This is a genomic window from Deltaproteobacteria bacterium, from assembly GCA_011773515.1.
GTDB lineage: Bacteria > Desulfobacterota > Deferrimicrobia > J040 > J040 > WVXK01.
Genome location: WVXK01000053.1, coordinates 12,128 through 31,936, shown reverse-complemented (window position 1 = coordinate 31,936; position 19,809 = coordinate 12,128). Strand labels below are relative to the sequence as shown.

Annotated in this window: 21 protein-coding genes and 1 tRNA gene; 15 read left to right on the top strand and 7 right to left on the bottom strand. The window is 56.1% G+C overall.

All coding sequences use genetic code 11. The features are described from left to right. Positions 1-393 precede the first annotated feature (393 nt). The 6 genes from GTN70_05250 to GTN70_05225 all read right to left on the bottom strand — a co-directional run bounded on the left by GTN70_05250 (position 394) and on the right by GTN70_05225 (position 4,911). Positions 394-957: a redoxin domain-containing protein gene (locus tag GTN70_05250; GenBank protein ID NIO16389.1), complete on the bottom strand. Its 564-nt coding sequence runs from the start codon at positions 955-957 to the stop codon at positions 394-396. A 359-nt stretch (positions 958-1,316) separates the two neighbouring features. Continuing rightward, the gene (locus tag GTN70_05245; protein NIO16388.1) at positions 1,317-1,802 is read right to left on the bottom strand and encodes a hypothetical protein; all 486 of its coding nucleotides are present in this window, start codon (positions 1,800-1,802) and stop codon (positions 1,317-1,319) included. 865 nt (positions 1,803-2,667) lie between these two features. Beyond that, the gene (locus GTN70_05240; protein NIO16387.1) at positions 2,668-3,057 is read right to left on the bottom strand and encodes a septal ring lytic transglycosylase RlpA family protein; all 390 of its coding nucleotides are present in this window, start codon (positions 3,055-3,057) and stop codon (positions 2,668-2,670) included. Between the two features lie 196 nt (positions 3,058-3,253). Then, positions 3,254-3,847: an outer membrane beta-barrel protein gene (locus GTN70_05235; protein NIO16386.1), complete on the bottom strand. Its 594-nt coding sequence runs from the start codon at positions 3,845-3,847 to the stop codon at positions 3,254-3,256. Between the two features lie 326 nt (positions 3,848-4,173). Continuing rightward, positions 4,174-4,250 (bottom strand) — tRNA-Arg (locus tag GTN70_05230). 202 nt (positions 4,251-4,452) lie between these two features. After that, positions 4,453-4,911 (bottom strand): tRNA-specific adenosine deaminase, encoded by a 459-nt coding sequence (locus tag GTN70_05225; GenBank protein NIO16385.1) that lies wholly within the window; start codon positions 4,909-4,911, stop codon positions 4,453-4,455. Between the two features lie 178 nt (positions 4,912-5,089). Here GTN70_05225 and tolQ point away from each other — a divergent pair, with 178 nt between their 5' ends. The 15 genes from tolQ to smpB all read left to right on the top strand — a co-directional run bounded on the left by tolQ (position 5,090) and on the right by smpB (position 17,912). Beyond that, positions 5,090-5,863 (top strand): protein TolQ, encoded by a 774-nt coding sequence (tolQ, locus tag GTN70_05220; protein ID NIO16384.1) that lies wholly within the window; start codon positions 5,090-5,092, stop codon positions 5,861-5,863. Beyond that, complete coding sequence (tolR, locus tag GTN70_05215; protein ID NIO16383.1) at positions 5,863-6,276, top strand: protein TolR; 414 nt, start codon at positions 5,863-5,865, stop codon at positions 6,274-6,276. Before tolQ ends, tolR begins: the two co-directional genes overlap by 1 nt. 5 nt (positions 6,277-6,281) lie before the next feature. Continuing rightward, positions 6,282-7,175, top strand: coding sequence for a TonB family protein (locus tag GTN70_05210; protein ID NIO16382.1), 894 nt, complete (start codon positions 6,282-6,284; stop codon positions 7,173-7,175). After that, entirely contained in the window at positions 7,165-8,493 is a 1,329-nt protein-coding gene (gene tolB, locus GTN70_05205) for a Tol-Pal system beta propeller repeat protein TolB (protein NIO16381.1), read from the top strand. Before GTN70_05210 ends, tolB begins: the two co-directional genes overlap by 11 nt. Before the next feature lie 28 nt (positions 8,494-8,521). Continuing rightward, positions 8,522-9,079, top strand: a complete 558-nt coding sequence (gene pal / locus GTN70_05200; GenBank protein ID NIO16380.1) for a peptidoglycan-associated lipoprotein Pal — start codon at positions 8,522-8,524, stop codon at positions 9,077-9,079. 13 nt (positions 9,080-9,092) lie between these two features. Then, positions 9,093-10,013 (top strand): tol-pal system protein YbgF, encoded by a 921-nt coding sequence (gene ybgF, locus GTN70_05195; protein ID NIO16379.1) that lies wholly within the window; start codon positions 9,093-9,095, stop codon positions 10,011-10,013. Beyond that, a complete protein-coding gene (locus tag GTN70_05190) occupies positions 10,013-11,335 on the top strand; it encodes an AAA family ATPase (protein ID NIO16378.1) in 1,323 nt (440 codons plus the stop codon). Before ybgF ends, GTN70_05190 begins: the two co-directional genes overlap by 1 nt. Positions 11,336-11,344: 9 nt before the next feature. Next, on the top strand, positions 11,345-12,343 hold the full coding sequence (gene tsaD / locus GTN70_05185; protein NIO16377.1) for a tRNA (adenosine(37)-N6)-threonylcarbamoyltransferase complex transferase subunit TsaD: 999 nt from the start codon (positions 11,345-11,347) through the stop codon (positions 12,341-12,343). After that, entirely contained in the window at positions 12,324-13,187 is an 864-nt protein-coding gene (rsmA, locus tag GTN70_05180; GenBank protein ID NIO16376.1) for a ribosomal RNA small subunit methyltransferase A, read from the top strand. The genes tsaD and rsmA overlap by 20 nt, the downstream gene beginning before the upstream one ends. 162 nt (positions 13,188-13,349) lie before the next feature. Next, a complete protein-coding gene (locus GTN70_05175) occupies positions 13,350-14,024 on the top strand; it encodes a deoxynucleoside kinase (GenBank protein NIO16375.1) in 675 nt (224 codons plus the stop codon). Positions 14,025-14,141: 117 nt separating this feature from the next. Continuing rightward, entirely contained in the window at positions 14,142-14,951 is an 810-nt protein-coding gene (gene panB / locus GTN70_05170) for a 3-methyl-2-oxobutanoate hydroxymethyltransferase (protein NIO16374.1), read from the top strand. Then, positions 14,951-15,796, top strand: coding sequence for a pantoate--beta-alanine ligase (locus tag GTN70_05165; GenBank protein NIO16373.1), 846 nt, complete (start codon positions 14,951-14,953; stop codon positions 15,794-15,796). Before panB ends, GTN70_05165 begins: the two co-directional genes overlap by 1 nt. A 5-nt stretch (positions 15,797-15,801) precedes the next feature. Continuing rightward, positions 15,802-16,170, top strand: a complete 369-nt coding sequence (locus tag GTN70_05160) for an aspartate 1-decarboxylase (GenBank protein NIO16372.1) — start codon at positions 15,802-15,804, stop codon at positions 16,168-16,170. Beyond that, positions 16,163-17,422, top strand: a complete 1,260-nt coding sequence (locus tag GTN70_05155; GenBank protein ID NIO16371.1) for an amidohydrolase family protein — start codon at positions 16,163-16,165, stop codon at positions 17,420-17,422. The genes GTN70_05160 and GTN70_05155 overlap by 8 nt, the downstream gene beginning before the upstream one ends. A 31-nt stretch (positions 17,423-17,453) precedes the next feature. Then, positions 17,454-17,912 (top strand): SsrA-binding protein SmpB, encoded by a 459-nt coding sequence (gene smpB, locus GTN70_05150; GenBank protein ID NIO16370.1) that lies wholly within the window; start codon positions 17,454-17,456, stop codon positions 17,910-17,912. A 123-nt stretch (positions 17,913-18,035) separates the two neighbouring features. Here smpB and GTN70_05145 read toward each other — a convergent pair whose 3' ends face one another. Then, positions 18,036-19,433, bottom strand: a complete 1,398-nt coding sequence (locus tag GTN70_05145) for a DUF4382 domain-containing protein (protein ID NIO16369.1) — start codon at positions 19,431-19,433, stop codon at positions 18,036-18,038. Positions 19,434-19,809 lie beyond the last annotated feature (376 nt).

The window sequence follows — 19,809 nt, the reverse complement described above, 5'->3', positions numbered from 1 at the left end:
TTTGAGTTCACGGCATAAAACAGCTATCGATCGCCATATATCTCAACAATAGCAAAAAGAGTGAGAATTTATAGTCTTTGATTTCGAATTTCTAATTAAAAACAGGAGGTGATCTACGCAACTGAACACTGAATCATGATGTGACCCGGATCTCCCAGGCATCATGGCCGAGGGACTCGCTGGTGATCTCCACGTCGACGAGACCTTACGGGGTCAGTTCCCATTTTCTCACATTTTGCATGGATCACTCAGCTCCTGCGAAGACCAAGCCCCTGCCATCTTTTTTCCTATATGGGAAAATTGCGAAAAACCTGAGGATATGGGAACTGACCCCCCGGGGAACTGACCCTCCATGCAGCGTATTAATTCTTCATGAGGTGGTTCGGGAATCTGCTACTGGTCAGCACTCGAGCAAGAATTTTCGGTGTGGAGTTTTTCATACTCCCGCTCGATGATTTCCGGTGAGTCGTTATGGAAATTTGCCTCGGCAAAAGCCACCCTGCCTTCTGCATCGAGAATGATCGTGGCGGGAAGCGCGTTGAGCCCGAAACGGTCCCAGAACTCGAAACTCCTGTCTATCACGACAATCAGCTGATGTGCGCCGATTTCATCGATAAATTTCTTGACCCGCAATTCATGGATTTTCTTATCGCTATCCTGGTTCACCGTAATAATCACGACGTTACCGTTGCCCCCGAATTTTTCGTGCAGGTAAGTGAGCTCCTCCTTGCACCGCACGCACCAGGTAGACCAAAAGGTGATAAACAATACCTTTCCCGCATACTCTTTCAGCTGGAAGGTCTTTCCGTTGATGTCCTTCAAAGTGGTGTCTCCCATGTAGGAACACGGCTCCACCGTTATGCCGTAGGCATTTGCAAGAGAGGTAAAAATGATCACCGCACTGAAAAAGTGGATGAGGTACGTTCTGAATTTCAGGTTGCTCCTGGCTCTATGCAATGAAGGTCGGCCCCCCTCCCTGAGAGACTCGCATCCAATCAGTAACAATCATCGTTTCAAAATACCGGAGTGACCATATCAAATATCAGAAGGTCTTGCAAGGAAATTAATTTTGTTCCGATTTGTTGTCCACACTTGCCCTGAAGAAGTCTCAGTAATTGGGAAACAAAAATCCCCTCTGAAGAAACCAGAGGGGATTTGATAAAAGAGGGAAGAGATGTATGGTTATGGGGTAAGACGCAGCGGTTCGCGTAAGTATTCATCAGCTGTCCCGGCCGCGAAGGGAAATGTTGGGAAAAGAGCAAGCCACCCATCGGATGACGGGTGGCTTCATCGAAAGCATTTAATTACAAGAAAGATTATTGCTCATAGATACCCGCGCCGACGAGGATGTCTTTACCTGGAACCCTCATGACGTAGCTCATTTTCTTGGAAGGTATCCTCTCCTCGATGGGTTTTTTGATTTCCGAAGGCTTCGGATACATGTAATCGAGCCATCCCTCACCCTTGGTTTTGGCAACATCGATCAATGCTTGGGTAACGAGTTTTCCATTCGTATCCTTCCAATTCAGGATGTTCGTGCCGACCACTTTCGGGTTTGTGCCATTCGCGAGATAATTCCCTTCAAGATCAAGGACGAACACGTAGCTGTCTTTCCAGACGAATTTTCCATCCGTCTTGTTGACCTCATCAATCGCTGCATCCGCCCCCTGGTCACTGAACATCTGAACCGCCTCCTTGACTTTCGCTTCGCATTCCTCCTTCGTCGCACTCTCTCCAAAGACGCTGGTTGCCAGACAAACGCCAAGCAAGAACACAAACATCATGGTAGTCAACTTACGCATAACTCACCTCCCTCTTCGTAATCAGGCCTCCTCCGTTGAAATTAAGTGACTTTTCTCCCCTTAACTCCGTCAATAAGTCCTCTGTGTCGAGGACATCTCTCGCAGATGATGTTCTTGGAAATAGGTTGAAAAGCCTCTTCGAACCGTCCAGATAGATGGTACAGCTTTTCTTCTTCCGAATGAAAACTGAGAGCAAAAAGGGTGCCACTCGCTATCTTGTTGATTTTATTGATTTTATTGAGAAACGCCCCCGAGGATCGGACCCGGGAGTTCCTGTTATTCCCGGTAAATACGCATACCGCTTGGAATAACACGGCAACTGGTTGATATGACATGACAATTTAAACAGGAATGCAAAGTTCCGAACTTTTATTTTAGGAATCAGCTATTCCGAAAATTTGTTTCCGCCGTTCTCATCGACCCCCCGATAGGTGTGTGCCACTTGCTGATTAGGGAATCCAGGCAAACTAACTACCAATCATCACTCATATAGGGGCGTGTGAGTGGGGCGGACAGGCACCCGAGTGGTGATTGGATTGCAGTATTCTTGGTGTATTTGTGTTGGGGGTGGGTATAAATTTTGATCTTGCCGTGCTACTTCCTCTTCATTCCTTTCATTACGAGGTCAGACAGCTCCGGTCTCGTCATCTTATTTGCTGCCTCAGTATGAGTAGATGTAACTCCTTGTGCCATGAATCCTCCCCCGACGATTGCAGGAACCGGCTCGCGGAAACCCCGGGGAAAACCCGGGGTCAGTTCCCATTTTCTCATATTCTGAGGATATGGGAACTGACCCCAATCCCCTACATGAGGATATGGGAACTGACCCCAATCCCCTGTGATCCGGCTCAGGACTCAGAAGTTGTTATCGGACCACCTTGATCATCACATTGATAACACCAGAATCAAGGTGAGCGATACTTTTGAAAGCCGAACGGGATAGATCGATGATTCTTCCTTTAACGAAAGGCCCCCTGTCATTAATTTTTACTGTGACACTTTTTCCATTCTTTACGTTTGTTACTTTGACCTTTGTCCCAAAGGGCAGTTTTTTGTGCGCTGCCGTGTTGGAAAATTGATTATAGCGTTCACCACTCGCCGTTTTTCTATTGTGAAACTTCGATGCATAATACGAGGCTTTCCCAGATTGCGTGTACCCAATCCATTTTGGATCTTTTTTCAATGGTACGGTGGAGCATCCCAACAACACCAGAGCTATCGAGATACAAAGAATTCTTCTGATCATCAAAGACATGTCCAATTCAGATCTCTTTGGAATCATTGTGTTACGTATTCCTCTCTTTCAATCATAATGACCCGCCCCAGATAGTTGTGCCACCTCTTAGGGAAATGTGGGGAAAGAGAGAGCCACCCGGTAAGGGGTGGCTCTACCTAATTTTTAACTGAGAAAGAAAATGCCGTTGCCGCATGGTTACGGTGTTTTCACGCTATCAGAATGCAAACACTATCCCAATTTTTCCCTCAAAACCCGTCGAATCCACATCAATGCCCGCTATTGTATTTTCCGCCCACAGGTATCCTGCCTGAATACTGATCCCGACGCTGTCTGAAAAGAAAATATCGCAACCGGCAAAGGGTTTGAACGCAAAGGACGTATCATCCTCGCTTGCGCTGAGACCCATAATACTTACCGTACCATCGACGTTTACCATGCCGGCCCCCAACCCAAGAAAGAAGGAGTTATTGCCGCCCTCTCCCCAACCGATAAAATACTCTGCTCGAGCTAATACCTGGAGCCAATCGGCTTCGAAGTTTATGCCGAACAAATCCTCATCTCCAGTTGCATAGTTAATTTCTGGTCCAATTCGGAAGCTGGGACCAACGTCGTAGAGCACTTCGGCAGAAAATCCATAGAGTTCGTCAATGGGATCCCAGTCACTGTCAGGAGAAATGTACACGAAACTTCCCCTGAAGGTCCACGGACCCGAGTTGCTCCCGGCTGCGACGTCACTGCTGAACGCAAACAGCGAGAGGAACATGGAAAGAACCATCAGCAAAACAATTTTTCTTGTCTTCTTGCTCATTGTGTCCTCCTTTTTCTTTCTTACAACCGGGGCTGTTCCGGAAGGTGCGGTAACAGTATCCCGGCGAATCTGAAACGCCTCATCATTTTTTTCTCCTTACCCGGTGTTCAATGATGAAGGAAGATAGTACAAAGATGATCGCTCTTTCTTTTTTCGGCGAATACCGGAATAACTTAAACCTTTCACCGTTGATACCTGCGGTTATCTCATCCCCGGTTCCAACCGTGCAGCCGTGAATAAGCTCGATAATCTGGGAAAATCCGCACCCTATACGCACCCTGCCACAAAAAAAGGGGCAGGCGAATCGCCTAACCCCTTGAATTCATTGGCGCGCCCTGGAGGATTCGAACCTCCGACCTGCGGATTCGTAGTCCGACGCTCTGTCCGGCTGAGCTAAGGGCGCACGATCATCATCTGGTAATTATCCATCTTATCACCTCCTTAACCGGTGATAAAAGGCAAAACGCACCCGATTTTTTCTGTATCTATCACCGCGGTCTAACCCGAAAGGGGGAGAGGGCATTTTTTCCGATATCTCGATGGCGCTGAAAAAGCCGGGACGGATACCGGTAAACGCGAAACCGGATCATATCCGGCAGAGCGGGTTACCGCCTGGACGAGAAAAAGTCGCGTATCAGGCGCTGGCATCTTTCTTCGAGGACGCCCCCTACCACCTCTATCCGGTGGTTGAGACGGTCATCGGTACCGATGCCGTAGAGGCTCACGAGCCCGCCTCCGCCGGGGTCGCCCGCACCGAAGTAGACCCTCTTGATCCTGCTGTTGACGAGTGCGCCGGAGCACATGGGGCAGGGCTCCAGCGTCACGAAGGCGAGGCAGTCAGGGAGCCGGTAGTTTCCCCGGTTGCGCGCCGCGTCACGGAGGGCGTTTATCTCCCCGTGCGCCGTGGGGTCCAGGGATGAGATGGGGGTGTTGTGGCCCCGCCCCACGATGGTTCCGTCCTCTTTCGTTATGACGCACCCCACGGGGACCTCGCCCTTTTCCAGGGATTTTTCCGCTTCCCTAAGGGCCTCTTGCATCAGGGATTCTATGTCTTTTTCCGTCATCACAGGCATTAGTATATACCCTTTATTTTCCCTGGCAAGCCGCCCGGGCGGGCAATAATCCTACCCTTTGATGTTTTGATGTGTCCTCCTCAATTTCTTGCTAATATGAAGATAATGGTCTATAAGTATATGATTAATAATAACGGGGAATAGCCCCGTTTTGGAGGACCGAAAAGATATGACTCTATTTTTTTCCTTCTTTCCTGCCCTGCCCCTGTTTGCAGGGCTTGTTAACAACAGGCTTTTCAAGCACATCGCGGGTTCCGGCCCCGTTGTCAAAATGGTGCTTCTTATGCTCATCGCCTTTTCCGTCATATCTTGGGCGATCATCTTTCTCAAATACAGAGGTTTCAAGGGGATCGAGAAGGAGCACGAAAGGTTCATGGAGCTCTTTTACGAGGGGAGGACGCTGAGCCAGCTCCTTGACTACGCCGAAAAGGCTGACAGGAGGATCCCCATCATCACCGTGTTCAAAGCGGGGTATACGGAGATCGTCCGGTTCAAGAGGGCATCCAAGCACGATGCCGGGGCGGTCGGCGTCAGTGATACCGTGGGCGGCCTCAGTGTCATGTCCTCGGTGGACCCGATCGAGGGGATAGAGCGTGCGATGGGAAAAACCATCAACGAGCAGCAGTCTGAGCTCGAATCCTACCTCCCCTTCCTTGCCACCTGCGGCTCCACCACGCCCTTCATCGGCCTCTTCGGAACGGTCTGGGGAATCATGAATGCCTTCGTGGGCATCGGGGTTACCGGCTCTGCGAGCCTGGCAACGGTTGCCCCCGGCATAGCCGAGGCCCTGGTGGCCACCGCCGCCGGTCTCGCCGCGGCGATACCGGCCGTTATCTTCTACAACTTCTTCCTCAACCGGGTCAGGAAGATCGTGACCGGCCTCGAGTCCTTTACCAGCGATTTTCTCAACTTTATCGAGAGAAACATAGAGAGGATCTCCTGATGGCTATGAATATGGGAGGAAACGGAAGACGGGAGATGTCCGAGATCAACGTGATCCCCCTGGTCGACATCATGCTGGTACTTCTGATCATATTCATGGTCACCGCTCCCATGCTCCAGCAGGGGGTGGATGTCAACCTTCCCCAGGCCGCGGCGAAGGCCATAAAGGTGGAGTCGGAAAGGGTCGTCGTCACCATCGATACCACGGGAAGGATTTTCGTGGGGAAACAGCCGGTGAAACTCAACGAGATCAGGAAGAAGCTGGCGGCCATCTTCGAGAATAAAAGCGACAGGGAGGTTTACTTCCGGGCGGACAGGGGAGTGTCGTACGGCCTCGTGGTGAAAGTGATCGCCGAAATAAAAAACGCCGGCATCGAGAAACTCGGGATGGTGACCGAGCCTCTCGAGAGGTGATAAATGTGAGTGTTTTTGCCGGAGAGGTTTTGCAGAAAGACTTCAGAAAAATGCTCACCGTTTCCCTCGTGTTCCACCTGCTCGTATTCCTTCCCCTCTTTGTCGTGTCCATGAAGCGGAGCACGATAATCATCTACTCTCCCGTATACACGGTGGACCTCGTCGAGGCGCCGTCGAAGAAAAAGAGGTCAGCCGCCGGGGCAACGGCTGCAAAAAGGTCCGGGGCGGCACAAAAAAAGGCAAAGGCGCAGCAGAGGAAAAAGGAGATGGAGGCCCTGCAGAAGAAACTGGCAACGCTCCAGAAGAGAAAGGTGATGGACGAGCAGCGGGCCATGGCTGAGCTGCAGGCCAGGGTGGCGGCATTGAAGGCGAAGAAGAGCAAGGAGATCCTCGACGAGCGGGTCAGGAAGATAGAGGAGAACCTGAAGGAGCGGGAGAAGACGGAGAAGCTGATAGAGGATATCCAGAAAAAGATAGCCGCTCTCAAGGTGTCAAGAGACAGCGGCGGAAAAGAGGCGCCGGGGGGAGAGAGGGAGAAAAAAGCCTACCGGAGGGGGGTGTCGGGGAGAGAGGCGCTCCTCATGTCCCCCGCGGTGAAAGCCTACCTCAATGCGCTGGACGAGACGGTGAGGAGCGCGTGGAATATCCCGCGGGCACTGCTGGACAACCGGGAGGACCTCATGGTCCAGCTCCGGATCACCATCGAGGAGGATGGCGGCGTCTCGTCGATAATCGTCGAAAGGCCGTCGGGAAAGAGGCTTTTCGACGAGTCGGTTCTCCGGGCAATCAACAAGGCCGCCCCCCTTCCCGTCCCACCCGAGCCTCTGCGGGAGGGCAAGGATTACTATGACGTCGGTTTCAGGTTCCACTACTTCCCGGAGAATCGTAATGAAGGATAGGGGGCGCGTCCGGGCACTGCCGGCCATCCCGGCGGTTTTCCTCGTCTTGCTTTTCACCCTTCTTTTTCCCGCCGTATCCCGCGGGATCATCTACATCGACATAAACTCCCCCTCGGGAATACGGATCCCGATCGCCGTCCCCGAACTGTACGCGGACAACGAGGCGGGGCGGGAACTCAAGCGCCAGATTGCTGAGGTCATCGCCACCGATCTCAAGATCTCCAATATCTTCAGCGTGGTCAATCCCGATGCGTACCTTGAAAGGATCACCGAACAAAGTTTCGAGGCGGCGGGGATATCCTTCTCCGACTGGAAGATGATCGGGGCCGACTCCCTCGTCGCGGGAAGGGTAAGCGCCAATGATGACAGGCTCTCGGCGGAGCTGCGCCTCTACGATGTCTCCACGGGGAAGATGCTTAGCGGCAAGCGGTACTCGGGCCCTTCCCGCCGATACGACATGATAGCCCACAAGTTTGCCAACGAGATCCTTTACCAGTACACGGGAGTCTACGGGGTGTTCGACACCGAGGTGGCATTTGCGGCGAAGAAAGGTGGCGGAAAGGAGATATTCATCGTTGACCTCTCCGGGAAAAAGCTGCGGCAGATCACGGGGAATGGCTCCATCAACATGTTTCCCCGGTGGTCGCCCGATGGATACAAGCTCGCCTACCTGTCCTACAGGAAGAAAAACCCCTACGTCTACCTGAGGAACTTTCTGTCCGGTTCGGACAGGCTCCTTTTCCGTTACGGCGGGTTCAAGTCTCCCGGCAGCTTTTCTCCCGACGGGTCCTCCCTTTTCCTCTCTATCAGCGTGAAGGGCAATGCCGACATATTCAAGTTTTTCCTTAAGGAGGAGGAGCTGACCAGGGTCGTGTCCAACCACAGCATCGATGTTTCCCCCTCCGTTTCGCCCGGCGAGGACATGATCGCCTTCGTTTCCGACAGGACGGGGTACCCCCAGATCTACGTGAAGGAGCTGCCCCGCGGCCCCGAAAGGAGGGTGTCCTTCGCGGGATATTACAGCACGTCACCGACCTGGTCCCCCGCCGGAGACCGGATAGCCTTCGCCTCCATGAACGAGGGAAAATTCTCCATTTACGCGGTAAAACCCGATGGTTCCGACCTGCGGCAGGTCGTCTCCGCCGACGGCAGCTGCGAGGATCCCTCCTTTTCCCCCGACGGCAGATATATTGTTTACATTTACCGGAAAAGCGGATATTCTGAGATGCGAATAATCAATGTGACCGGCTTTGGTGACCGGCTCCTTTTGAAGGGAATGGAAGATATGAGTTCTCCATCATGGTCTCCCAGGAGGTAGGGCAAAAGAAAACAGGGAGGTAGTATCTATGAGGGACAGGGTAAGGGTTTTCGGATTGTTGCTCTCACTTTTGCTGATCGCTGCATTGACCGTGTCGTGCGGCAAGAAAGCCACGGTGAAAGGGGAGGGTGAAGAGGTAACCGCTGAGGAAACGGAAAAACCGACAGAGATCAGGGAAGAGGTGGTTTCAATTCCGGAAAAGGTGACGGAGGAAACGGTTGTCGCAAAGGCTGAAGAGGAAGAAGTGACCGAGATTACCTTTGAAAATATCCAATTCGACTTTGACAAGTATTTCATACGGGAAGACGCTCGGCCGATCCTGGAAAAACTCGGATCCTTCATGACGGATAATCCCGACGTCAAGATCCTCATAGAGGGCCACTGCGACGAGAGGGGAACCAACGAGTACAACTTCGCCCTCGGTGAGCGGAGGTCCCAGGCGGCGATGGACTACCTCGTAAACCTGGCCATCGACGCCGGCCGCATAAAGACGATAAGCTACGGGGAGGAGAGGCCCCTTGATCCGGGACACAGCGAGGCAAGCTGGGCTCAGAACAGGAGAGCTCAATTTGTGATCCTGAAATAGCCGGGCAGGCGTAATGGTATCGAAACGGAAGGTATCCCTACTTGCCATAACTATATTCCCCTTCATGTTGGGGTGTGCCTCCTACATAAGCCCCGACCTCATTTACAAGCTCCAGGACGACGTGCGTGAGGTGAAGAAGGATGTGTCTGAGCTGAAAGGGGAGAAGGGCACCGAGGGTGGCGCCGCGGTGTCGGGCGATGCGGAGCTGCAGCTCCGGAAGGAAATAGCGAGCATCAAGGCCGATATGGAATCGCTGCGGGGAGAGATAAGCACGTTCCAGGGTTTCATCGACGAGACGAAGTACCAGATGAAGCAGGACCAGCTCATGGTGGAGGAGAAGTTACGGGAGAGCGAGAGAAGGCTTTTTGAGCTGGAAGGGAAGCTGGAGGCGTCGAGAGGCCCGGAAGCCGTGACGCAGGGAGGCGTGAGCCGCCCGCCGCAAACCGCCCCGCCCGCGGTGGTGGCGCCCCCGCGAAAAGAAAAGGAGCCGGTGGAGCAGGTATACATCCCGAAACGGGAAGCTCCCGTGCCGAGCAAAAGCGCCGTGAAGACCCCGGAAGACCTCTACGATTACGGGCTGGGCCTCATCAAGGCGAACAAGTTCGGCGAGGCGAGGAGATCCCTCGACGAGTTTGCCAATTCCTACCCGGATCACCGGCTCATGCCGAACGTCTACTACTGGAGGGGGGAAACGTTTTATGCCGAGAAGGATTTCGAATCGGCTGCCATAACCTTCCAGGAGGTGATAGACCGGTTTCCCGACTCTCCGAAAGCGCCGGACTCGCTCTACAAGCAGGGGCTCTGTTTTTTCAACATGCGCGATCCGATCAGCGCGCGGGCTGCCTTTAACCTTCTTTTGTCGAAGTATCCCGCCTCAAATGCAGCGGGCAAGGCAAAGATCAAGCTGAACGAGCTGGACGAAAAGGGAGGGTGATGGGCAAAAACTTCGTCCTCGACACCAACGTCCTGCTTCACGACCCCTATTCTCTTTTCAAGTTCCACGAAAATACCCTGGTTGTTCCCATCACCGTCATAGAAGAGCTGGACAAGTTCAAAAAAGACCTGAACATGGTGGGGAGGAATGCGCGGGTCGCCCTGAGAATCATCGACTCCTTCCGCAGCGCGGGGTCCCTGGCAGAAGGAGTCCGGATAGAGTCCAACGGGGGATCCATAAAGGTGGTTTTCGACGGGGAAGGCGAGAGCCTGATCCCGAAGGAGCTGCGGGGGAGCAAGGAAGACAACGAGATCCTGGCCGTTGCCCTCGGCGTCCGCGAGAGGGAGAAAAGCGTCCCCGTGATCCTCGTGTCGAAGGACACGAACCTGCGGATCAAAGCCGATGCCCTGGGCATAAAGGCGGAGGACTTCGAGAGTGACCGGGTAGGGAGCGTCGAGGAGCTCTACGATGGCTTCGTCGAGGTCTTTGTTCCGAAGGATAAGATCGATGCCCTCTACCGAAATTCATCCCTCAGTTTTCCCGACCTGGAGCTCTACCCGAACCAGTGCGTCCTGCTGAAGGAGCAGGCTACGGGGGCTTCCGCCCTCGGCATATTCGACAGGAAAGAGGGCGTTGTCAAGCTGGTTCCCCCGCTCAAAGAGGGCGTCTGGGGGATCAAGCCCCGCAACAAGGAGCAGCACTTCGCCCTGGCCCTCTTGCTGGACGACTCGATCAAGCTCGTTACCCTTCCGGGCAAAGCGGGGACGGGGAAGACGCTGATCGCCCTGGCCGCGGGGCTGAGGGCGGTTTCCGACGAACGGGCTTACAGCCGCCTCCTCGTTTCACGGCCCGTCTTTCCCCTGGGCAGGGACATCGGGTTTCTCCCGGGCGACGTGGAGGAGAAGCTCAAGCCCTGGATGCAGCCCATTTTCGACAACATCGAGTACCTTTTCGGCATGGACAGGCCCCGGAAGAGGCAGGGCATCCGGGGGTACCAGGAGCTGATCAATCTCGGGATCCTGGAGATCGAGCCCCTCACCTACATAAGGGGGCGCTCCATCCCCAACCAGTACATCATCATCGACGAGGCGCAGAACCTGACGCCCCACGAAGTCAAGACCATCCTCACGCGGGCCGGCGAAAACACCAAGGTGGTCCTCACCGGAGACCCCTACCAGATAGACAACCCCTTCATCGATTCGGCGAGCAACGGCCTCTCCCACGTTGTCGAAAAATTCAAGGACGAGCCCCTGGCGGGTACTATAATGTTGGTCAAGGGCGAGCGCTCCAAGCTCGCTGAGCTCGCCTCCAACATCCTGTAACGGGAAACCATGCGTGTCCTGGGAATCGAATCTTCATGTGACGAGACCGCCCTGGCGGTTGTGGACTCTTCCGGACGGATCCTGTCGTCGACCGTTTTTTCCCAGGTCGACCTCCACGCCGTCTTCGGGGGCGTCGTCCCCGAGATAGCTTCCCGGGAGCACCTGAAATCCATCAACCCCCTCTACCGCTTCGCCATGGAAAAGGCCGGGGTCACCCTCGAGGATATCGACGTGATCGCCGTGACCGCGGGGCCGGGGCTCATCGGCTCCCTTCTGGTCGGTCTCTGCATGGCCAAGTCGCTCTCCTATTTCTCCGGCACCCCCCTTGTCGGCGTCGACCACGTAAAGGCCCATATCTTCTCCGTCTTCCTTGAGGAGCAGGTCCCCTTCCCCTTCGTGGCCCTGGTGGTCTCGGGAGGCCACACCGTCCTTTTCCGGGTGAACGACGTCGTCGATATCGTCACCCTCGGGCACACCCGCGACGACGCAGCGGGAGAGGCGTTCGACAAGGTGGCGAAGTTTCTGGGCCTGGGATACCCGGGCGGCGAGGCCATCGACAGGCGCGCCGGGGAAGGCGACCCGCGGTTCGTCGATTTCCCCCGGGCGATGCTCAAGGAGAAGAACTTCGACTTCTCCTTCAGCGGCCTGAAGACTTCCGTCGTCACCTACGTAAAGCGGGTGGGGCACGACTTCGCGCGGGACCATGTGGGGCACGTATGCGCCTCCTTCCAGGAGGCGATCGTCGACGTCCTGGTGGAGAAATCGCTGGCCGCGGCGGTATCGAATGGCATCGATGATCTCGCCATCACGGGGGGGGTCGCAGCCAACTCGAGGCTCAGGGCAAAGCTCGCAGAGAGGGCACGGCAGGAGGGTGTCAGGGTGCACGTTCCCGCCGTCACCTACTGCACCGACAACGCGATGATGATCGCCTACCTGGGTGGCAGGATGTTCGAGAGGGGTATCGTGTCGGATCTTACCCTGAACGCCTATGCCAACATACGGTACTGACGTGGAGCATCCGTCGAAAGTTCTCGCATCCCTTAACTTCAGGCCGCGCAAGGAGCGGGGCCAGAGTTTTCTGGCAGACGGGAATGTTGCCAGGAAGATTGTGGAGCAGGTGCGGCCGGACGGTGAGTTCATCGTCGAGGTGGGCCCGGGGCTCGGCGCGCTCACCTTCCTTCTGGAGGGGAGGGCGAGGGCGATCAGGGCGGTGGAAATAGACCAGACCCTTGCCGGGTACCTGAGGGGGGAGATAGGGGAGGCGGGGGTCGAGGTAATCGTGGCCGATTTTCTGAAGCTGAAAGAGGAAGTCTTCGCCTCCTGGCGCAGGGAAGCCTCCGGGGGGGTAAAGGTGGTGGGTAACCTGCCCTACAGCATCTCGGGGCCCCTGGTGTTTCGCTTCGTGGAGCTGCGAGACTACCTGTCGTCGTGCCACGTGATGCTCCAGAAGGAGGTTGCCCGCCGGCTGGCAAGCTCTCCGGGGGGAAAGGAGTACGGTTCGTCGTCGGTCATCCTGCAGGCCGTCGCGGGAGTGAAGGTCCTGTTTTCCGTTTCCCGGAACTGCTTCTATCCCGTCCCCGAGGTCGACTCATCCTTCCTGGAGATCGACTTTTCAGCAGGCGGGGAGTGGGAAATACGCGATTTCCGGGTTTTTTCCGGCCTGGTGAACGCGGCCTTCTCCGGGAGGAGGAAGGTCATTCGCAATGCCCTTGGGCCGCATCTTGCCTCGCTCGGGGTCAGGGGCAGGGATCGGGTCGAAAGGCTCCTCGAGGAAGCCCGGATATCCCCCGGGGACAGGCCTGAGCGGGTCGCCGTGGAAAACTTCGTTACCCTGGCAAACCTGATAGCGTAGTTCGCGCTGTTGGGAAACGCTCTCGATTGGGGGGTCCAATTACCCCATCGATGATGGGGGCCGGAAATCGGGCATGGCGGGGCTGATTTTTCTGTTTACAAGGAAAAGGATAGATTCTACAATCAACACACGTCACCCGATGTCGGACTTCAGTTACATCGCATGAAAAGAGGACACGAGGCGAAAACCATATCTCCCACGCACCCCCGCTATATTGCCGTCGAGGGGGCTATCGGGGTGGGGAAAACGTCCCTCGCCCGCTTTCTGGCAGACGTTTTCAAGGGGAAACTCATCCTCGAAGAGGTCGAGAAGAACCCGTTTCTCGAAAGATTTTACGAGGATAGGGAGAAATATGCCTTCCAGGCGCAGATTTTTTTTCTCCTCTCCCGGTACCGGCAGATGCGGGAGCTCATGCAGGGGAGCCTCTTCGAGCAGTTTGTGGTGAGCGACTATATCCTGCAGAAGGACAAGATTTTCGCCTACATCAACCTGGAAGACGACGAGCTGCAGCTCTACGAGGCCCTCTACCGGCTTCTCGGGGGAAACATCCCGAAGCCCGACCTGGTGATCTACCTGCAGGCGAAACCCGAGATCCTCATGCAGCGCATCAGGAAACGGAACCAGGAGTACGAGAGAAACATTTCTCTTGACTATTTGAGGACTTTGAGTGAAGCTTATAATGAATTCTTTTTCCATTACGTCGACACGCCGCTCCTGGTGGTAAACACGTCGGAGATCGATTTCGTGGAGTCTCCGCGGGACCTGGAGCATTTGATCAAAGAGATAAAGAGTATCAAAAAGGGGGTTCAACACTACATACCGCTTGGATCCAGATAGTTTGGACCGAGACGGAAGGAAGACATAGAGGAAAGATCCGGAGCGCGGGTTACATCGCGTCTCTTTCCGATAAAAGCCTTCCTTCTGGAAGGTTTTTTTTTGTTGTCACGGTGGCAGATGAAGAAAGTAACGGTAATCGATATCAGGAAGATGAAGGCAGAGGGACGGCGGATTGTCATGATCACCGCCTACGACTACCCCTTCGCCCGGATATTCGATCCCATCGTGGACATAATCCTCGTGGGAGACTCCCTCGGCACCGTCCTCTACGGGCATGAGACGACCCTTCCCGTCACGATGGATGATATGGTCCGGCACACGCGCGCGGCGGCTGCGGGGAGTGAGAGGACGCTCCTGGTATCGGACATGCCCTTCATGAGCTTTCAGATATCCACGGAGGGTGCCGTCGAAAATGCCTGCCGTCTCGTGAAGGAGGCGGGGGCGGAGGCGGTCAAGCTGGAAGGCGGGGTTTCCGTTTTTGAGATAATACGCCGGCTTACCTCCTTCGACGTCCCCGTCATGGGGCACATCGGCCTGACGCCCCAGTCTGTTCACCGGATGGGCGGTTACCGGATTCAGGGCAGGGAGAAGGAGGCCAGGCTCAGGCTCCTGGATGATGCAAGGGCCGTGGAGGAGGCGGGGGCCTTTTCCATCGTCCTGGAAGGGATCCCGGCCGAGCTGGCAGAGGAGATCACCGGCGATCTCTCCATACCGACGATCGGTATCGGCGCGGGCGCCGGCTGCGACGGACAGGTGCTCGTGATGCACGATATACTCGGGCTCTTCCAGGATTTCAGGCCGAAATTCGTAAAGCGCTACGCCGATCTCGTGCCCGTCATCGAGGGCGCGGTCCGGGAGTTTGCCAATGAGGTCCGCAGGGGGGACTTCCCCGGCAGGGAGCACACATTCTACCTCGCGGAGAAGTGATGGAGATCATACGGGACGCGAAGGAGATGCAACGCGCTGCAGACACCCTGCGAGCCGCGGGGAAAAGGATCGGTTTCGTCCCCACCATGGGGTACCTTCACGAGGCGCACGTGAGCCTCGTTCGGAAGATGCGGGACCGCTGCGACGCCGTGGTCGTTTCCATATTCGTCAACCCCACCCAGTTCGGGCCGGGGGAGGATTTCGAACGGTACCCGAGAAACGAGGAGGGGGACAGGGAAAAGCTCGAGGGGGAAGGCGTCGACATCCTCTTCGTTCCCGAAGCGAGCCAGGTCTATCCGCCGGGATATCAGACCTACGTCGACGTGACGGAGGTGTCCAGGGGCCTGTGCGGTGACTTCAGGCCCGGCCACTTCCGCGGGGTGGCGACCGTGGTGGCGAAGCTTTTCAACGTGGTGAAGCCCCACGAGGCGATCCTGGGAGAAAAGGACTACCAGCAGCTGCTCGTGATAAAGAAGATGGTCGAGGATCTCCAGTTCGACGTGGATATCGTTCCCGGCGAGCTGGTGCGGGAGGAGGACGGCATCGCCATGAGTTCCCGCAACGTCTACCTTTCCCCGGAGGAGAGGGAACGGGCCGGGGTCCTCTACCGCTCCCTGAAGCGGGGAAGGGAGATCTACGAGGCCGGGGAGCGGGACGCCTCCCGGATTCAGGAGGCGGTCCGTGACGCGATCGTCAGCGAGGGGGCCGTTGAACTCCAGTACGTCGAGGTCAGGCACGCCGAAACGCTGGAGAAAACAGACGAGATAAGGGGGCCCGCCGTTATCGCCGTTGCGGCGGTGGTCGGCCCGTCAAGGTTAATCGACAATATCATCATCGGGAGGTGAAGAAAGTGAAGAGAATCATGCTCAAGTCTAAGATCCACCGGGCTACGGTGACGGATGCCGACCTGCACTACGAGGGAAGCATAACGGTTGATGCAGATCTCATGGATGCGGCCAGGCTCGTCGAGTTCGAGCAGGTCGACATCTACAACATCAGCAACGGAAACAGGTTTTCCACCTACGTGATAGGCGGTGAGCGGGGCAAAGGCGATATATGCCTGAACGGGGCCGCTGCGAGGCTGGTCTCCCGCGAGGACCTCATCATAATCTGCTCCTATTCCGTGTATGACGAAGAAGAGGTGGCTGAACACAGGCCGGCCCTCATATACGTGGATGAAAAGAACAAGATAAAGGAGCTGAGCGTGGCGCATGGCTAAGGGCTCACTTTTTCTCTCTTCTATCCTTTTAGCCTCCGCGGGAAAGATCTATTCCCCCGGAGGCCTTCTTGTATCCGGGGGGAAGGTCGTCTATGCGGGGGAGAAGCAGACGGCATCCCTTTTCGCCCCCGCGGGGGCAGACAGGGTGGAATTGCCGGGCACGGTCATCTTTCCCGGTTTCGTCAATGCCCACACCCATCTCACGATCCCCGAGCTGAAGTGGCGGGCCGGGGGCGATGGGAAAGACTTCGTGGGGTGGCTGCTGGAGGTGATGCGCTACCGGGGTGAATCGGGGGAGGACGACATCAGGGAGTGCGTCCGGGAATCGCTCCGCCAGTCGATCGAGAGCGGGATCACCCTTGCCGGAGAGGTTACCGGCGGAGGGCTCGCGCCGTACGAGGGCGCAAAGATCCGGCTTCGGGTCTACTTCGAACTGCTCGGCATGACGGAGGAGAGGTGGAGGGAGACGAAGAACCACATCGAGACCTGTTTTGATACCATCGGTGGTGACGGAGAGCTTTTGCGGCCGGGGATATCCCCCCACTCCCTCTACACCTGCAGCCGGGCGGCGCTCTCGTGGGCCGGGGCGTTTGGCAGGGAAAGAAACGCACCTCTCCAGATACACTTCGCCGAGTCCGCTCCCGAGATGGAATTCCTGCAAACCGGCGGCGGGGAAATCAAGGAGCGGATCTATGCCGCCCTTGCCATCAGCGACGGTGGGTTCTCCGGGTATGGGGACGGCTACACGGACACGCTCACGGAATCCATCCCACCCGGGGGAGGCCTGGTCCACGGGACGCTGCTGTCGGGGGACCAGATCCACTCCCTGGGAAACGCCGGGTATCGCTTTGTTCTCTGCCTTCGGTCGAACCGCTACCTGACCGGTGCCGTGCCGCGGGTCGAGGACGTCGTCGATGGCGGGCACCCCTTCGGTATCGGCACCGACAGCAGGGGCAGCTGCGGCAGGATCGACATGTTCGAGGAGATGCGCTGCTTGGCCGACGCCTATCACGGCTCCATGCGGGCGGGGGAGTTCTACGGGCGCCTCTTTGACGGCGCGACGGAGGGCGGGGCGAAGATCGTGGGTTTCAACGACCTCTGCGGCTCCCTGGAGGAGGGCAGGATGGCCGATTTCTGCGCCCTCGAGATCTCACCCGATAAGGACAGGGTCCTGTCCCGCATCATCGAACAGGGTGAGGGGAGGGACCTCGTCGACGTCTTCGTCTCGGGCGAGTCGGTGATCGGCTATTGAATTTTCCCGGCCCCGCCTATACTCTTTGCATATGGAAAAGATACGGACCATAGCGACGAACCGCCGTGCCTCGCGCGACTACGAGATTTCCGAGAGATTCGAGGCCGGGATCGCCCTTGAAGGGAGCGAGGTGAAGTCCATCCGGCAGGGGATGGTGAACATAAAGGATAGCTTTGCCCGGGTACGGGATGGGGAGGTGTTCGTGTTCAACATGCACATCAGCCCGTACAGCCATGCAGACAGGCGCTTTATCGATCCCGAGCGGACCAGGAAGCTGCTCATGAGAAAGCGGGAGATCAGCTACCTGTTCGGGAAGACACGGGAGAAAGGGCTTACCCTCATACCCCTGAAGGTGTATATCAGGGGCAGATACGTGAAGCTGGAGCTCGGTCTTGCCCGGGGAAAGAAGGTGTATGACAAGCGGGACGATGTGAAGACCCGCGAGGCGAGAAGGGAGATCGACCGGGCGATCAAGAAAAAGCTCAAATGAGGGAAGAGCGGGAAGAGCGGCTGTGAGGTGGGCCGTTTCTGCTTTTTGCAAAAGACCGGGGGGCCGTCACGGGGGGATTGTCCCCGGTTCGGCCCCCCGAAGATTCTCTCCCCGTCGCGGGGCCTATTCGCGGAACGCGAAGACCGCGTCTGCGATGAAGCACGGCGGGATGCCGGAGTCGTAGGCGCCAAGGAGAGTTACCCCGTCCCCAATCTGCAGATCTTCGAAGTGTCCTGCCTGGTTTATCGAAAACCCGGACTCGTCCTGAATCGTCGTTACAACCTGAGCGTCTTCGGTTACTGTAACGCAGGCAATGCCGGTGTCGGTTGCAAGGAAGGTCATCTCGCTCGTGATTGTGCTGCCCGATATGACGCCGCTGAGCGTCTCGGGTGATGTGCTGTCCCCGATGAGTATGGCCTCGGCGCTCAGAAGCAAAGAGTTAGTGGGGTCGAAGATCCCGTATACCGTTGCGAAGGTGCCCCCGGTTATGGATAACGAGGCCAGGAACTGGCCCGATTTCGAAAATATCCCCGTCTCGTCCCAGACCTGAACGGTGGCGATCCCGGTGTCGTCCGCCTGGCCCAGCAAAGAGGTTTCGAGGGGAAACTCTCCGGCAGAAAGCGCCGAGCGGATGATCCCGTCAGCCCTGCTGAGGGTGCCCCTGCCCACGACGAAAGCGTCGAGCGCAAGGGGCGGGGAGCTTTCCTGCGCGCCGAGGGTGCCGCCGTCGCCCACGTGGACCTTTCCGAAGAGGGTCACGAAATCCCCCTCGCTGATATCTTCGTACCCGGCAGGCGAGCCCTCGTCATCGAAGAACGTGGAGCTCGCGATTCGTACGTCCACGCATTTGCTCAGGTCATCCACCGGGGACGCTGTGGATGCCGTGCCGAGAGACTCGATCTCGCAGAGGGTAAACCCCTCGTCTTCCCGGTTCGTGACCACGCCGGAGGCCCGGATGATTTTTCCCTCCCCGAATTCGTCCACGATATTCACGAACACCACGGGGCGAAAGAGGTACATGCTGCTTCCCGTCTCGACGACGTGAATGGAATTGTGCGCGTCGAAGTCGACCTCGACGACCAGGGTCTGGCCGGGGTCGACGAAAAAGGTCATCCGCGGGTTCAGGTCTATCTTGCCGTTTGCCAGAAGTTTCTCAACGATAATGCTCTCCCCGTTAACCAGTTCTATTTCGGTTACGTGCAGGCGTATCTTGCTGTACGGGCCAGCAAGGATTCCCGATTCCAGAAAGATGAGGGATGACTCGTTTTCAAGATCCAGAAGGTCCACCCGTATCTCTTTCTCCGTTTTATCGAACAGGGTCACCTTGCTGCTTTCGGAGATAAGCTCTATCTTTTCGATGGTTACCCAGATGTTGTCGAAATCTCCTGTCGGCCTGTCTGTCAGAAGGATTGCAACGCTTCCCGTTTCACCCCCTGGCCCATCCTTTCCCGATTGGCAGGCAAGGAGCCCGGTGACAATGATGGTTGCCACGATAAAGAGAGATGCGTATCGGTTTTTCATCTTCTTCCCCTCCGCGTGTGGGTCACCCCTTAAGTCGGGCCGGCATCCCAGACTCTATTAACATAGGAGTTTTTCCGATCATAATCGATGAAAAGTATATCAACAGTATACATGCAACTTGGATGCCACAGGGAGGATTTTAGGGGAACCATCCCCCGATGTGAAATTTCGATCCGGGAGGGGGCAGCCCTGTGGGCCGTGATTTCTGTAAAAAAGTCAAGAAAAGCACCTATTTTTAACCAAACGGCAGTTTGTCGATGAGCGAAGCTGGGATAGCGGTGCGGTTCGACCCGGCAAAGAAATGCCAGGCGCTGTCAAGCAGCTATCCGGCGCTTCGTAAGAAACGTCACGCGGCAGGTGAAAAATCTGTAAGAAC

Excerpts from the sequence above, each read along its gene's own strand:
- GTN70_05245 (NIO16388.1), bottom strand. The coding sequence starts at position 1,802 with ATGCGTAAGTTGACTACCATGATGTTTGTGTTCTTGCTTGGCGTTTGT.
- GTN70_05240 (NIO16387.1), bottom strand. The coding sequence starts at position 3,057 with ATGTCTTTGATGATCAGAAGAATTCTTTGTATCTCGATAGCTCTGGTG.
- GTN70_05235 (NIO16386.1), bottom strand. The coding sequence starts at position 3,847 with ATGAGCAAGAAGACAAGAAAAATTGTTTTGCTGATGGTTCTTTCCATG.
- GTN70_05225 (NIO16385.1), bottom strand. The coding sequence starts at position 4,911 with ATGACGGAAAAAGACATAGAATCCCTGATGCAAGAGGCCCTTAGGGAA.
- tolQ (NIO16384.1), top strand. The coding sequence starts at position 5,090 with ATGACTCTATTTTTTTCCTTCTTTCCTGCCCTGCCCCTGTTTGCAGGG.
- tolR (NIO16383.1), top strand. The coding sequence starts at position 5,863 with ATGGCTATGAATATGGGAGGAAACGGAAGACGGGAGATGTCCGAGATC.
- tolB (NIO16381.1), top strand. The coding sequence starts at position 7,165 with ATGAAGGATAGGGGGCGCGTCCGGGCACTGCCGGCCATCCCGGCGGTT.
- pal (NIO16380.1), top strand. The coding sequence starts at position 8,522 with ATGAGGGACAGGGTAAGGGTTTTCGGATTGTTGCTCTCACTTTTGCTG.
- ybgF (NIO16379.1), top strand. The coding sequence starts at position 9,093 with ATGGTATCGAAACGGAAGGTATCCCTACTTGCCATAACTATATTCCCC.
- GTN70_05190 (NIO16378.1), top strand. The coding sequence starts at position 10,013 with ATGGGCAAAAACTTCGTCCTCGACACCAACGTCCTGCTTCACGACCCC.
- tsaD (NIO16377.1), top strand. The coding sequence starts at position 11,345 with ATGCGTGTCCTGGGAATCGAATCTTCATGTGACGAGACCGCCCTGGCG.
- rsmA (NIO16376.1), top strand. The coding sequence starts at position 12,324 with ATGCCAACATACGGTACTGACGTGGAGCATCCGTCGAAAGTTCTCGCA.
- GTN70_05175 (NIO16375.1), top strand. The coding sequence starts at position 13,350 with ATGAAAAGAGGACACGAGGCGAAAACCATATCTCCCACGCACCCCCGC.
- panB (NIO16374.1), top strand. The coding sequence starts at position 14,142 with ATGAAGAAAGTAACGGTAATCGATATCAGGAAGATGAAGGCAGAGGGA.
- GTN70_05165 (NIO16373.1), top strand. The coding sequence starts at position 14,951 with ATGGAGATCATACGGGACGCGAAGGAGATGCAACGCGCTGCAGACACC.
- GTN70_05155 (NIO16371.1), top strand. The coding sequence starts at position 16,163 with ATGGCTAAGGGCTCACTTTTTCTCTCTTCTATCCTTTTAGCCTCCGCG.
- smpB (NIO16370.1), top strand. The coding sequence starts at position 17,454 with ATGGAAAAGATACGGACCATAGCGACGAACCGCCGTGCCTCGCGCGAC.
- GTN70_05145 (NIO16369.1), bottom strand. The coding sequence starts at position 19,433 with ATGAAAAACCGATACGCATCTCTCTTTATCGTGGCAACCATCATTGTC.